10 protein-coding genes and 1 pseudogene are annotated in these 13,740 nt (G+C 73.3%); 8 read left to right on the forward strand and 3 right to left on the reverse strand.

The genetic code is table 11. The features are described 5' to 3' along the window. Positions 1 to 234: 234 nt before the first annotated feature. Positions 235 to 708: pseudogene (locus OEIGOIKO_RS08475) on the forward strand (DUF456 domain-containing protein); the annotation flags it as partial. On the opposite strand, the gene OEIGOIKO_RS08480 reads toward OEIGOIKO_RS08475, so the two are convergent. Further along, positions 594 to 2,195: a DNA-3-methyladenine glycosylase 2 family protein gene (locus OEIGOIKO_RS08480; RefSeq protein WP_125053371.1), complete on the reverse strand. Its 1,602-nt coding sequence runs from the start codon at positions 2,193 to 2,195 to the stop codon at positions 594 to 596. The pseudogene OEIGOIKO_RS08475 and the gene OEIGOIKO_RS08480 overlap by 115 nt on opposite strands. Positions 2,196 to 2,743: 548 nt before the next feature. Then, on the reverse strand, positions 2,744 to 3,877 hold the full coding sequence (rsgA, locus tag OEIGOIKO_RS08485; protein ID WP_125053373.1) for a ribosome small subunit-dependent GTPase A: 1,134 nt from the start codon (positions 3,875 to 3,877) through the stop codon (positions 2,744 to 2,746). Between the two features lie 347 nt (positions 3,878 to 4,224). Between rsgA and OEIGOIKO_RS08490 the strand changes: the two genes are divergently transcribed. The 3 genes from OEIGOIKO_RS08490 to OEIGOIKO_RS08500 all read left to right on the forward strand — a co-directional run bounded on the left by OEIGOIKO_RS08490 (position 4,225) and on the right by OEIGOIKO_RS08500 (position 6,270). After that, the gene (locus tag OEIGOIKO_RS08490) at positions 4,225 to 5,271 is read left to right on the forward strand and encodes an LLM class flavin-dependent oxidoreductase (protein ID WP_125053375.1); all 1,047 of its coding nucleotides are present in this window, start codon (positions 4,225 to 4,227) and stop codon (positions 5,269 to 5,271) included. Between the two features lie 199 nt (positions 5,272 to 5,470). Beyond that, positions 5,471 to 5,872 carry an STAS domain-containing protein gene (locus OEIGOIKO_RS08495; protein WP_125053377.1) on the forward strand — a complete coding sequence of 134 codons (402 nt, stop codon included), beginning with the start codon at positions 5,471 to 5,473 and terminating at the stop codon, positions 5,870 to 5,872. After that, positions 5,869 to 6,270: an ANTAR domain-containing response regulator gene (locus OEIGOIKO_RS08500; protein ID WP_125053379.1), complete on the forward strand. Its 402-nt coding sequence runs from the start codon at positions 5,869 to 5,871 to the stop codon at positions 6,268 to 6,270. The genes OEIGOIKO_RS08495 and OEIGOIKO_RS08500 overlap by 4 nt, the downstream gene beginning before the upstream one ends. Before the next feature lie 27 nt (positions 6,271 to 6,297). Here OEIGOIKO_RS08500 and OEIGOIKO_RS08505 read toward each other — a convergent pair whose 3' ends face one another. Beyond that, positions 6,298 to 7,254: an LLM class F420-dependent oxidoreductase gene (locus tag OEIGOIKO_RS08505; RefSeq protein WP_125053381.1), complete on the reverse strand. Its 957-nt coding sequence runs from the start codon at positions 7,252 to 7,254 to the stop codon at positions 6,298 to 6,300. A 337-nt stretch (positions 7,255 to 7,591) separates the two neighbouring features. On the opposite strand from OEIGOIKO_RS08505, the gene OEIGOIKO_RS08510 reads away from it, so the two are divergent. The 4 genes from OEIGOIKO_RS08510 (at position 7,592) to OEIGOIKO_RS08525 (ending at position 13,706) form a co-directional block, all read left to right on the forward strand. Continuing rightward, on the forward strand, positions 7,592 to 8,782 hold the full coding sequence (locus OEIGOIKO_RS08510) for a zinc-dependent alcohol dehydrogenase (protein ID WP_125053383.1): 1,191 nt from the start codon (positions 7,592 to 7,594) through the stop codon (positions 8,780 to 8,782). A gap of 55 nt (positions 8,783 to 8,837) precedes the next feature. After that, positions 8,838 to 9,836, forward strand: a complete 999-nt coding sequence (locus tag OEIGOIKO_RS08515) for an SDR family NAD(P)-dependent oxidoreductase (protein ID WP_125053385.1) — start codon at positions 8,838 to 8,840, stop codon at positions 9,834 to 9,836. 97 nt (positions 9,837 to 9,933) lie between these two features. Beyond that, a complete protein-coding gene (locus tag OEIGOIKO_RS08520) occupies positions 9,934 to 10,617 on the forward strand; it encodes an HAD family hydrolase (protein ID WP_125053387.1) in 684 nt (227 codons plus the stop codon). Next, the gene (locus OEIGOIKO_RS08525) at positions 10,614 to 13,706 is read left to right on the forward strand and encodes an FAD-binding and (Fe-S)-binding domain-containing protein (RefSeq protein WP_125053389.1); all 3,093 of its coding nucleotides are present in this window, start codon (positions 10,614 to 10,616) and stop codon (positions 13,704 to 13,706) included. Before OEIGOIKO_RS08520 ends, OEIGOIKO_RS08525 begins: the two co-directional genes overlap by 4 nt. Positions 13,707 to 13,740 lie beyond the last annotated feature (34 nt).

Below are 13,740 nucleotides of genomic sequence, written 5' to 3' on the forward strand. Positions count from 1 at the left end.
GCGGGCCGCCCGGCGGGTACGCGCCACGGAGGGTGCCCGGCCGGTTCAGGCCACCCGCGGCCACCTCGCCCCGGCCCCGGCGGCGCGGTACCGGCGGTCCGGCCCCGGATGCCCGCCTCCCGTACGCCCGGCCCCGGATGCCCGCCTCCCGTACGCCCGGCCCCGTACGCCTGCCCCCGAACGCCCGGCCCCGGCCAGGAAGCGCGCCGGGCCCGCTTCCGGCACGCTGGGGCCATGGGCGTGTGGCAGTTGCTCGCGGTCGGTCTCGTCTTCCTGCTCGGCCTGCTCGGCGTGCTGGTCCCCGGGGTGCCGGGGCCGCCGATCGTCTGGGCGGGCGTGCTGTGGTGGGCGATGACCGAGCAGACCGCCCTGGCCTGGTACGTCCTGTTCGGCGCGAGCGCCGTGCTGCTGATCGACCAGGTCCTGAAATGGCTGCTGCCGCCGCGCGACCCGAGGGCCGCGGGCGCGCCGTACCGCACGCTGTTCTTGGCGGGCGTCGCGGGGATCGCCGGCTTCTTCCTCGTACCCGTGGTGGGGGCCGTGCTGGGCTCGGTCGGTGTGCTGTACCTGCTGGAGCGGCAGCGGCTGGGCAGTCACGGCGACGCGTGGGCCGCCACCCGTACGGCCATGCGGTCCATCGGGCTCGCCGTGCTGACCGAACTCCTCGCCTGCCTGCTGGTGGTGGGCGCCTGGACGGGTGCGGTCATCGCGAGCTGACCCGCCTGGGGGCCGGTGCCCGCCTCCTGCCACAGGTGGTGCAGGGCGTACGACCGCCACGGCCGCCACGCGTCCCGGGCCGCCCCGTCGCCGCCTCCGTCCACCGGCCCCACGTCCGGATCGCCCAGCGCCCGCATCCTGATGTACGCGGCGGCCGCCGGGCTCACCCCGGGCAGATCGCGCAGCGCCCGTTCGGCGGCTTCCCGGTCCGCGCCCGCGTCCAGCGTGACCGTGCCGTCCGCGAGGGCGACGCACAGCGTACGCACCGCCTCCGGCACCCCGTCCCCGGTCAGCGCGGCGGGCTCGGGGAAGAGGTGGGTCAGCGCGCCGTCCGCCGCGTCCAGCGGCTTGCCGTACGTCCGTACCAGCTCGGCGGCGCGCTCGGGCGGCCCGCCGAGCACGGTCCGTACGGCCAGCTCCTCCGGGTCGGCCGCGCCCGGCGAGCGCAGCCCGGGGCGGGCCGCGACGAGCGGGCCGAGCAGCGGATCGGCGCCCAGCCGCTCGGCGACGGCGAACGGATCGGCGTCCAGGTCGAACAGGCGGCGCATCCGCTGGACGGCGGTGGACAGGTCCCGCAGATCGGTCAGGTGCAGACGGCACTCCAGCCAGCCGCCGTCCGCGCCCCGGGCGGCCGGGCACACCAGCCCGGCGCGTGGCCGGCGCGGCTGCCGGGCCCCGGTGTGCTCGTCGACCTCGGCGACACCGCTGCCGTGGGTTAGGCGCAGCGTACGGCGGTACGTACGGGAACCCCGGCCGCCACGTACCTCCTCCACGCCGGGCACCGCGCGCACCTGGAGGAAGTCGAAGATCTCGGCGGCCGCGTACGGGCCCCGATGAGCGAGCCGCAACGGCACCCCGGCAGGTGCCGCCTGCCGCCCGGCACCGGCCCCTGCCTCACCCGGCGCTCCCTTACCCGCCCGGGGCCCCGCCGCCGCCCGCAGCTCACTCGGCGTACTGGCGTAGATCTCCCGCATCGTGTCGTTGAACTGCCGGATGCTGGCGAACCCGGCGGCGAAGGCCAGGTCGGTGACCGGCAGGCCGGTGGTCTGGAGCAGCAGGCGGGCGGTGTGCGCACGCCGGGCCCGCGCCAGGGCCACGGGCCCGGCACCCAGCTCGGCGGTGAGCTGCCGCTGCACCTGCCGCGCGCTGTACCCCAGCCGCCGCGCGAGCCCGCCGACACCCTCCCGGTCGATCACACCGTCACCGATGAAGCGCATGGCACGCCCGACCAGGTCGGCCCGGACGTTCCACTCCGCCGACCCCGGCACGGCGTCCGGCCGGCACCGGCGACAGGCCCGGAACCCGGCCCCCTGCGCGGCCGCGGCGGACAGGTAGAACCGCACGTTCGCGCGCTTGGGCGTGACGGCCGGGCAGCTCGGACGGCAGTAGATGCCGGTCGTCACGACAGCGAAGAAGAACTCCCCGTCGAACCGCGCGTCCCGGCTGGACACCGCCTCGTACCTGGTCTCGTCGTCCATCACACGATCCAGTGTGCGCCACCAGCCGCACCGCTTCTGGCGGAAAACGGACATCGCGCTGGGGCAGAGCCCGGCCCGGTGCGCCCGCTATGGTCCAGAAGCCTCTTCAGAGCGAAGAGACGCACGGATGCCACGCCAGCGATGGCGAGAACGACGATGATGACGGTGCGGTCCACCGGTCCTTACCGTCCCTGTCATGGGCGGGATCGGTGGCGTAGGCAGCCTCGATCCGTCCCTTCCGGTCGGGACCGAGACACCTACGCCGATGCGGGACGTCGGTGCGGGACGTCGATGTTCTCGGGGTCGGGCCGATACTTCACTGCCCCAGGTGTCGCGGTTTTGCGGTGTTGCCCTGTCTGTCAGCCGCACATTCCGACTCGCACCAAGCGGGTACGGCTGTTCCCACCCGGACCGCCGCACCCAGTCACTCAGGCTGACGCTGCCTGCCCTCTTGTGTCACCGGACGTGCAGGCCCGAGCGCCCCGTCATCCGCTGGTTGGTGACGGGGCGCTGCTGGGTGACGAGTTCACCGATTCCGTGGGGTCACCTCACCTTCGGGAACCACCCCGCTTCCGCTCCACCATGTGGCGGCCCAGGGCCTGCTTCTGCTTCCAGTCCCGGCGCATCTCCGCGCGCAGCCGGGCGTCCGTCTTGGCTACGAGGCGTTCGTTCTCGCGCAGGAGCTTGCGGTAACTGTCCAGCCGTCGCTGCGGCAGTGCGCCGCTGTCGACGGCCGACAGCACCGCGCAGCCCGGCTCCGTAGCGTGCGCGCAGTCGTGGAAGCGGCAGCGCGCGGCCAGTTCCTCGACGTCCGAGAAGGCGCGCGCGAGGCCCGCGTCGGCGTCCCACATGCCGACGCCGCGCAGCCCCGGGGTGTCGATGAGCACCCCGCCGCCGGGCAGCACCAGCAGGTCCCGGGTGGTCGTGGTGTGCCGGCCCTTGCCGTCCCGGTCGCGGGCCGCCCGTACGTCCTGGACGTCCTCGCCCAGCAGCGCGTTGGCGAGCGTGGACTTGCCCGCGCCGGACTGTCCGAGCAGGACGGACGTTCCGCCCGCGACCACCGAGGCGAGGACGTCCAGCCCTTCACCGGCGGCCGAACTGACCGCCAGCACCCGCACCCCGGGCGCGGCGGTCTCCGCGTCAGCCACCAGGTGTGCCAGCCCTGCCGGGTCGCCGACCAGGTCGGCCTTGGTCAGGACGACCAGCGGCTGTGCCCCGCTCTCCCAGGCCAGGGAGACGAAGCGTTCGATGCGTCCGAGGTCCAGCTCTACGGCGAGCGAGACCGCGACCACGGCGTGGTCCACGTTCGCCGCCAGTACCTGTCCCTCGGACCGCTTGGAGGAGGTGGACCGCACGAACGCGGTACGCCGCGGCAGCAGCGCCCGCACCGCACCGTCCCGGCCCGCGCCGATCTCGCCGAGGTCGATCACCGCCCAGTCACCGGTGCACGGCACCCGCATGGGGTCGCCGGTCGCCACCAGCGCGGTGTCCGCCAGTACGGTCCGGACGCCGTCCCCGTCGGGTACCACGGCGTCCACCCGCCCGCGGTCGACGCGGACGATTCGGCCGGGCACGTACCCCTGCCCGGCGAAGGAGGCGAAACTTTCCGCGAAGCCGTCGTCCCAGCCGTAATCGGTCAGCGGGCGCGGCGAAGCGGAGGAAGAAGCGGAAGACGATTGCAAGGGAAACCCTTCACAAGGGTGGCCCCGGCTCCACGCGCACGGCGCGCGGCAGAAAGTGCGGAAGGGTCAGCCGGAGACCACGGAGGTGGAGTGGATGAACTTCTGGTCGCGGGCAGGGCCCGTCACAGAGACAGCCATCGGTCACACCTCCCTTTCCTCACCCAGCCGGACATGACGGCCGGTCACGGCCGCGTCGAACACCATCACCGTAGAGGTGCGCGCGCTGTGACGCCAACGGTTTTTTTCACCGCTTCGCTCCACGGGCACCCGATCTGCACGAAGCTGGACGACAGCGAACTGCACCGGGAACGGATCAGCCACCTCACTGGACGGCGAGGAGAGTCGCCATGCGGACCGGCATCGTCATGACAGCAGGGCCGGGTGTGGAACACCTGGCCGCCCGCGCGGAGGACCTCGGTTTCGACAGTTTCTGGGTGTTCGACACGCCGATGCTCCACGGCGATCCGTTCGTGAGCCTCGCGCTCTGCGCCAAGGCCACCCGCCGGATCAGGCTCGGCATCGGTGTCACCTCACCGGCACTGCGCTCCGCGCCCGCCGCGGCGGCGGCCGTCGGCAGCCTCAACGCCCTCGCCCCCGGCCGCATCGTCTGCGGGGTCGGCACCGGCAACACGGCGCGCCGTACGCTCGGCATGCGGCCCACGAAGTTGGCGGAGCTGGAGTCGTTCACGGCCGCCCTGCAGAATCTCACCGCGGGCCGCGAGGCGGACTACCGCGAGGGTGACCGGTCCAGCAAGGTGCGCTTCCTGCACGTCGGGCCGTACGTCGACACCGAGGCCCCCGTGGAGTTCGTGGTGGCCGCGTTCGGCCCGAAGGCCGCCGCGGTCGCCGGCCGGCTCGGCGCGGGAGTGATCTCCTTCGCGATGCACGACCCCGCGGTCTGGTCCGCCCTCGGCCAGGCCCGGCGGACGGCGGCGCGGGACGCGGGCAGCGCCGTGCGGTCCCGTTCGTATCTCATGTCCTCCCTGCACGTCCTCGCCGACGGCGAGGACCGCTACGGCGACCGGGTCAAGGACTCGATGGGGCACATCGCCCTGAGCGCACTGATCCTCGCCGCGGAGAACCCCGCCTTCCACGCGGCCCTCCCTCCGGAAGAGGCCGCGGCCGTCGGCCGTCTGCTCCAGTCGCGCGGCACCACCCCCACCGATCCCGAGCGCCACCAGGCGCTCTACCGCAACTACCTGGGCCGGCTGTCGCCCGGGGACCGCGAGCTCATCGTGCCCTCCCTGGTGGACAGATTCGGCCTGGTCGGCACCAGGAGCGAGGTCATCGAGCGGATCGACGGGCTGGAGAAGTCGGGGGTCGACGAGCTGGTGATCCAGCCCGTGGTGGACCCGGAGGCCGACATGGCCGCGTTCGCGGAGCTGTTGGCCTGATACTCGGCGAAGGGCCGCCGTTTTCCCGGGCGCGGGCAGGACCGGGCGGCATCCAGGCGGCGCCCAGGGCCCGTTCCGCGGCCCCCGGGTCCGCCCCGGCGTGCGGTACCGGGCGTGTGCCCGCGGTGTGCTCTCGGTCGTCGGGGTGGCTCCGGTGCGGGCGTGGACAGACCGGTTTGGCTCCTGCCACGATGGGGCCATGTCCCTACAGACAGACCGGTCTTCCCTGGCCGGTCCGGATGCCCTGGGGGTCCGTACCCGGCTGTTCGGCTCCTGTGCCGTGCTGACCGTACGGGGCGAGATCGACTACGGCACCGTGCCGGTTCTGGACGAGGCCGTCGAAGCGTTGCCGTCCGGCCTGGGGAGTGTGGTCGTGGAGATGACCGGGGTCACGTTCATGGACGCGGCCGGGCTGCACTTCCTGCGGCGCCTGGACGCCTACGGGCAGCGGCGGCGCATTCCGGTGCGGGCGCTCAACCTGCGGCGGCAGCCCCAGCGGGTGATGGAACTGGCCCGTAAGTGGCCCGGCACGCCGCGGCCGGGCGCGGTTCCCGGCCCGGCGGCCCCGGCCGGGGTGCCGACCGCGCAGGAACCGCAGTGAGGCGGCGTTCCCTGGCGGCCCTGCGGCTGGCCACCGTCCCGAGTGCGCGGCGCGCGAAGACGGCGGAGGCGTCCGACGGCCCGGACGAGGCGGCGCGCAGCCGTGACGAGACGGTGGTCGACCAGCTGCGGGCGGAGAACGCGCAGTTGCGGCAGGCGCTCGACAGCCGGCCGGTGATCGACCAGGCCCGCGGCATCCTGATGGCCACCGAGTCCTGCACCGCCGAGCAGGCCTGGGACATCCTGCGGCAGACGTCCCAGCACACGAACACCAAGGTGTACGAGGTCGCCGGCGAGGTGGTCGCGAGTGCCACCGGGACCGCCGCGCCGGAACCGGTGCGTACGCAGTTGCAGGCCGCGGTGGAACGGCATCGGGCCGCCCGGCGCACGGACGGGTAGGCGGGTGGGCGGTACCGGCGCCGGTGCTCAGTCCGTCAGTTGCGGCAGCACCTTCGTACGGTAGAAGTCGAAGAATCCCCGCTGCTCCGGGCCGATCTGGTTGACGTAGACGGTGTCGAAACCGGCCTCGGCGTACGCCTGGAGCGCGGACACGTGCGCGTCCACGTCGTCGCCGCAGGTGACCGCCTCCGCGACGCGTTCGGGGGTGACCAGTTGGGACGCCTGCTCGAAGTGGCGGGGCGTGGGGAGGATCTGCGGCAGTTCGCCGGGGAGCTGTTCGTTGGCCCACAGGCGGTGCGCGGTGCGCACGGCCTCGTCGCGGTCCGGGTTCCAGCAGACCTTCACGCCGCCCAGCACGGGTTTGTTGCCGCCGCCACCGCGCCGGAAGCGTTCGACGGCGTCCGCGTCCGGTGTCATGGTCACGAAGCCGTCGCCGACGCGGGCGGCCAGTTCGGTGGCGTTGGGGCCGAACGCGGAGACGTCGATGGGCACCGGTTCCGCGGGAACGGTGTAGAGCCGGGCGTTCTCCACGGTGTAGTGCTTGCCGTGGTGGCTGACCTCGCCGCCCTCGAAGAGCTGCCGCATCACCTGGACGGCCTCCTCCAGCATCTCCAGCCGTACCGAGGCCTGCGGCCAGTGGTCGCCGAGGATGTGCTCGTTGAGGGCCTCGCCGCTGCCCACGCCGAGCCGGAAGCGGCCGTCGAGGAGGACCGCGCTGGTGGCCGCCGCCTGCGCCGTGACCACGGGGTGCAGCCGCATGATCGGGCAGGTCACCGCGGTCTCCACGGGCAGTGAGGTGACCTGGGACAGCGCTCCGATCATCGACCAGACGAAGGGGCTCTGGCCCTGGGCGTCGTTCCACGGGTGGAAGTGGTCGGAGATCCACAGCTTGGTGAAGCCGGCCTGCTCCGCCATGCGGGCCTGTTCGACCAGGTCCGCCGGGCTGTGCTCCTCGCAGGAGAGGAAGTATCCGTAGTCGGTCATCGGGGCTCCGTGCGGTCTCGACGGCCCGCGGAGGGCCGGGGTGGGTGGCTGGTGGCTCGCCCCCGTGGGTGCTGCGCCGGGTAACCCTTTCGCGGCCGGGAAAACCCGCGCGGCGTACGCCGGGGCCGTACCGCCGGCGGACCACCGGCGTGCCGCTGCCGTACGGAAACGATTCGGGTCGGGTGATCGGGGTACTGGAGCTGCCACGACAAAGAACACCGCTTTAGACTCGAAAGCGGCTTTTGGGTGGCTGGAGAGTGGTGATCCCGACCGGCCGACTGCCGGACCGGTCACCGGGCCGGCCGCCGGACCGGCCGCCAGAACTAGGAGATCCGCGATGCGAGCGAACGTCTGGCACGGCAAGCGTGACGTCCGCGTGGAGAACGTGCCCGACCCGCAGATCGAGAAGCCGACCGACGCGGTCATCAAGGTCACGTCCAGTGGCCTGTGCGGGTCGGACCTGCATCTGTACGAGGTCCTCACGCCGTTCATGACGCCGGGCGACATTCTGGGGCACGAGCCGATGGGCATCGTGGAGGAGGTCGGCTCCGAGGTGACGAACCTCAGGCCGGGCGACCGGGTGGTGATCCCCTTCCAGATCGCCTGCGGCTCCTGCCGGATGTGCGGCGAAGGCCTGCAGACCCAGTGCGAGACCACGCAGGTGCGCGAGCACGGCTCGGGCGCCGCGCTGTTCGGCTACACCAAGCTCTACGGCTCGGTGCCGGGTGCGCAGGCCGAGTTCCTGCGGGTGCCGCAGGCCCAGTACGGACCGATCAAGGTGCCGCACGGGCCAGCCGACGACCGCTTCGTCTACCTGTCGGACGTGCTGCCCACCGCCTGGCAGGCCGTGCGGTACGCGGGTGTCACCAAGGGCAGCAGCGTCGCCGTCCTGGGACTGGGGCCGATCGGCGCGATGGCCTGCCGGATCGCCCGGCATCTCGGAGCCGGGCAGGTGATCGGCGTCGATCATGTGCCCGAGCGGCTGGCGCGGGCCCGCCGCGACGGGGCGACCGTCTTCGACCTGGACGCCTTCGACGACGAGGACGGGCTGCTGGACGCCGTCAAGGACGTCACCGACGGGCGCGGCCCGGACGCCGTCATCGACGCGGTGGGCACGGAGGCACACGGCAGCCCCGCCGGAAAACTGGCGCAGCAGGCGGCCGGGCTGATGCCGTCGCGCTGGGCCGAGAAGCTGATGAGCAAGGCGGGGGTGGACCGGCTGAGCGCCCTGCACCTGGCGATCTCGATGGCGCGGCGCGGCGGCACGATCTCCATCAGCGGGGTGTACGGCGGGATGAGCGACCCGATGCCGATGCTGGTGATGTTCGACAAGCAGCTCACGTTCCGGATGGGGCAGGCCAATGTCCGGCACTGGGCGGACGACATCCTTCCGCTGCTGACCGACGAGGACCCGCTGGGCGTGGACGACTTCGCCACCCACCGGCTGCCGCTGGACCGGGCGCCCGAGGCGTACGAGATGTTCCAGAAGAAGACCGACGGGGCGATCAAGGTGCTGTTCACCCCGTGACGGGGCGGCACATGGCGCGCCCGGGTACGCACGGGGCGAGGTGAAAGGACCGGTCATGCCGCATTTCGCTGCCGCACCGCCGATCGCGGGGCTGACGGCCCTGGTGACGGGCGGGTCGCGCGGCCTGGGACTGCTGATGGCACGTCAGCTCGTGGGGCGCGGCTGCCGGGTGACGATCCTGGCGCGCGACGGGAAGGAACTGGCGGAGGCCGCCCGGTCGCTGTCCCGTCCCGGCGGGCCGCCGGTCGGTACGGCGGTGTGCGACGTCCGCGACCGGGCGGCGGTCGAGGCCGCCGTCGAGGAGGTCGCGGCGCGGGAGGGCGGGCTGGACATCGTCATCGGCAACGCCGGGGTCATCCAGGTGGGGCCGTCCGCCTCCGTGGGGCACGCGGCGTTCCACGACGCCATGCGGACGATCTTCGACGGGGCGCTCAACACGTCCCTGGCGGCCCTGCCCCATCTGCGGCGCAGTCCGGCCGGCGGGCGGCTGGCGCTGATCGGTTCGGTCGGCGGTCTGCTGGCCGTGCCGCATCTGCTGCCGTACTCGTGCGCCAAGTTCGCGGTCGCCGCGCTGGCCGAGGGGCTGCACGCGGAGGAGAGCGGGTACGGGGTGTCGGTGACGGCGGTGCATCCGGGGCTGATGCGGACCGGTTCCCATCTGCACGCGCAGTTCGGCGGGGACGCCCCTCGGGAGTACGCCTGGTTCTCGGCGCTGGCGGGCACGCCCGTGCTGTCGATGAACGCCGCGCGCGCCGCCGAGCGCATCGTCTCCGGCGTACAGCGCCGCCGCCCCCGTGTCGTCCTGACGCCGGCCGCCCACCTGGCCGCGAAGGCCCACGGCCTGGCACCCGTGACCACCACCCGCCTGTCGTCCGTTCTGGCCCGGGTCCTGCCGCGGGACGCGGTGGGCGAGCCGGGCGTGACCGAGGGCATCGCGGTGGAGAACGGCGGGCGGGCCCCCGCCTCACGGCTGCGCAAGGTGTTCAGCGCGCTCAACGACCGGGCCGCCGGACGCCTGAACCAGTACGGGCGGGCAGCGCCGCCCACCCGCTGACCGGTGGTCCGGCCCGGTGTGCACGGGGCCGGACCCCGGCGACAAGGCAACACGGCCGGTCCGTGCGTGACCGGCCCACGCGGAAGGATGGACACGGGTGAGCCCACGCGGAGCCGCACTCTTCGACGTCGACGGAACGCTGGTCGACAGCACCTACCTGCACGCCGTCACCTGGTGGGAGGCGTTCCGGCAGTCCGGGCACCGGGTGCCGATGGCGGAGATCCACCGGACCATCGGCATGGGGTCGGACCACCTGATCGACCATCTGCTGGGCGAGGGCCGGGACCGCGCCGAGGACGAGGACGAGACCATCCGGACGGCGCACGGCACGCTCTTCGCCCAGTACTGGGAGCGGCTGGCCCCGCTCGACGGCGCCGCCGAGCTGCTGCGGGCGTGCGCGAAGCGCGGCTGGACGGTGGTGCTGGCCAGTTCGGCGCACGGCCCCGAGCTGGAGGCGATGCGCCGCGCGCTGGACGCGGAGGACGCCATCACCTCCGTGACCAGCTCCGACGACGTGTCGGCGAGCAAGCCGGCCCCCGACCTGGTGCAGAGCGCCCTGGAGCAGAGCGGTGCCGCCGCGGACTCCGCCGTCTTCATCGGTGACACCGTCTGGGACGTACGGGCCAGCCACCGTGCCGGTGTGCCGTGCCTGGGGGTGCTCAGCGGCGGCTTCCCGGAGCGTGACCTGCGGGAGGCGGGCGCGCACGAGGTGTACGAGGGCCCGGCGGACCTGGCCGAGCGGCTGGACAGCAGCCTGCTCGCGGCGCCGGGAAGGCGATGACGGCGGGGCCGGTCCCCGACGGACACCGCCCCGCGCCGTGGCCGGAGGCGCGCACCGCGGCGCTGGAGGCCGCGCTGCGTGCCCGTGTGGACGGCGAGGTGCGGTTCGACGCGGGCAGCCGGGGCGCGTATGCCACCGACGGGTCGAACTACCGTCAGGTGCCGATCGGCGTGGTGGTGCCGCGGACGACCGACGCGGGCGCGGAAGCCGTCGCGGTGTGCGCGGAGTTCGGCGCGCCGGTGCTGTCGCGGGGCGGTGGGACGAGCCTGGGCGGCCAGTGCACCAACACCGCCGTGGTCATCGACTGGACCAAGTACTGCAACGCGCTGCTGACCGTGGACCCCGACGCCCGTACGTGTGTGGTGGAACCCGGCATCGTGCTGGACGAGCTGAACCGGCAGCTGGCGCCGCACGGACTGAAGTTCGGGCCCAAGCCGTCGACGCACAGCCACTGCGCACTGGGCGGCATGATCGGCAACAACTCGTGCGGCGCGTCCGCGCAGGCGTACGGCAAGACGGCGGACAACGTACGGCGGCTGGAGGTCCTGACGTACGACGGACTGCGCTGCTGGGTCGGCGCGACGTCCGAGGACGCGTACGAGGCGGCGGTCGCCGAGGGTGGGCGCAAGGGGCAGCTCTACGAGGGGCTGCGGAGCATCGCCACGCGCTATATGGCCGATGTCCGCCGCGACTTCCCGGACATTCCCCGGCGGGTCTCCGGCTACAACCTGGACGCGCTGCTGCCGGAGCACGGCTTCAACCTCGCCCGCGCGCTGGTGGGCAGCGAAGGCACGCTGGTCACCGTCCTGCGCGCGGAGCTGGAGCTCGTCCCCGTACTGCCTTACGAGGCGATGCTGGTCCTCGGCTACCCGGACATCTGCACGGCCGCCGACGACGTGCCGCACCTCCTCCAGCACGGCGACCCGACGCAGCTGGAGGCCATAGACGGCCGGATGGCGCAGCTGATGCGGGAAGAAGGCGCCTATCTGGACTCGCTGGAGAACTTCCCTGAGGGCGACAGCTGGCTGCTGTTGCAGTTCAGCGGTGACAGCCGGGAGGAGGTGGATTCCCAGTGCCAGGCGCTGCTCGACGGGATCGGCCGGTCCCAGGAGGACGCGTCGGTGGCCTTCTCCGACGATCCCGGGCGTGAGCAGAAGATGCTCAAGGCGCGGGAGGCGGGGCTCGGCGTGACCGCCCGGCCGCCGGACGACCGGGAGACCTGGGAGGGCTGGGAGGACTCCGCGGTGCCGCCGGACCGGCTCGGGGACTATCTGCGGGACCTGGGCGATCTGTTCCACGAGTTCGGCTACGACCACGCGGCGCTGTACGGACACTTCGGACAGGGCTGTGTGCACACCCGTGTCCCGTTCGACCTCAAGAGCGCCGAGGGCGTCGCGGACTTCCGCGCGTTCCTCTTCCGCGCCGCCGACCTGGTCGCCTCGTACGGCGGGTCGCTGTCCGGCGAGCACGGCGACGGACAGGCCCGCGGGGAACTGCTGCCGCGGATGTTCGGCGAGCGGCTGATGACGGCGTTCGCCGAGCTCAAGGGGCTGTTCGACCCGGACGACCGGATGAACCCCGGCAAGGTCGTGCACCCGGCCGCGGTCGACGAGCACCTGCGCCTGGGCGCCGCCTGGCGGCCGCGGAGCCCGGACACCCACTTCGCCTATTCCGACGACGACCACAGCTTCACCCAGGCCGTGATGCGCTGCGTCGGCGTCGGCAACTGCCGTACGCACGAGGGCGGCGTGATGTGCCCCTCGTACCGGGCCACGGGCGAGGAGGAGCACTCCACGCGCGGCAGGGCCCGGCTGCTGTTCGAGATGCTGGGCGGCCACGCGGACTCCCCGGTCACCGACGGCTGGCGCTCCACGGAGGTACGGGACGCCCTGGACCTCTGTCTGGCGTGCAAGGGCTGCAAGTCGGACTGCCCGGTCGGTGTCGACATGGCGACGTACAAGGCGGAGTTCCTGTCCCACCACTACGCGGGGCGGCTGCGGCCCGCTGCGCACTACTCGATGGGCTGGCTGCCGCTGTGGGCCCGGCTCTCCCGGCTCGCTCCGGAGCTGGTCAACGCCGCGCTGAACGCGCCGGGACTGGCCCGGCTCGGCAAGCGCCTGGCCGGGGTGGCCGCCGAGCGGGACGCGCCGGTCTTCGCGCCCGAATCGTTTGTGCAGTGGTGGCGGGCGCGCGGCACCCCCGAGCCGGACCCGGCGGACCCGCGGACGGTCGTGCTGTGGCCCGACACGTTCAGTACGTACTTCCATCCGGGCGTCGCGAAGGCGGCGGTGCGGGTGCTGGAGGACGCCGGGTTCCGGGTCGCCGTGCCGGAGCGGGCGGTGTGCTGCGGGCTGACGTGGATCTCCACCGGCCAGCTGGACACCGCCGGGCGGGTGCTGCGGCGGACCCTGGACGTGCTGCGGCCGTGGATCGAGGCCGGTACGCCCGTCATCGGGCTGGAGCCGTCCTGCACCGCCGTGTTCCGGGCCGACGCGCCCGAGCTGATGCCGGACGACGAGGACGTGCAGCGGCTGGCGCGGCAGTTCCGCACCTTCTCCGAGCAGTTGGTCAATCACGCCCCCGAGGGCTGGCGGCCACCGTCACTGGGCCGGTCGGCGACCGTGCAGACCCACTGCCACCAGCACGCGGTGCTGGCGTTCGACGCCGACCGGGAGCTGATGCGCCGGGCCGGGGTGGCCGCCGAGGTGCTGGACGCCGGATGCTGCGGGCTCGCCGGGAACTTCGGCTTCGAGCGGGGGCACCACGGGCTCTCGAAGGCCATCGCGGAGCAGGGCGTGCTCCCGGCCGTACGGGACACGCCGCCCGGCTCCCTCGTGCTGGCCGATGGCTTCAGCTGCCGTACGCAGATCGAGCAGGGCGGCACCGGACGGCAGCCCGTGCACCTGGCCGAGGCGCTGGCCCTGGCGCTCGACCGGCGGCTGCCCGCCGACCGTCCGGAGCGGACCGCCGACCGTCCGGCCCCGCCCCCGGCCGGCACCGGCCGTCTGCTGACCGTCGCCGCGGCCGTGACCACCGGCGGCGCGCTGGCGGCCGTCACCCGTTTGCTGGTGCGCAGGCTGCGCCGCTGATCACCGGGCCAGGAATCGTGCAACCGTTTGAGAG

This window comes from Streptomyces paromomycinus, assembly GCF_003865155.1.
Lineage (GTDB): Bacteria > Actinomycetota > Actinomycetes > Streptomycetales > Streptomycetaceae > Streptomyces > Streptomyces chrestomyceticus.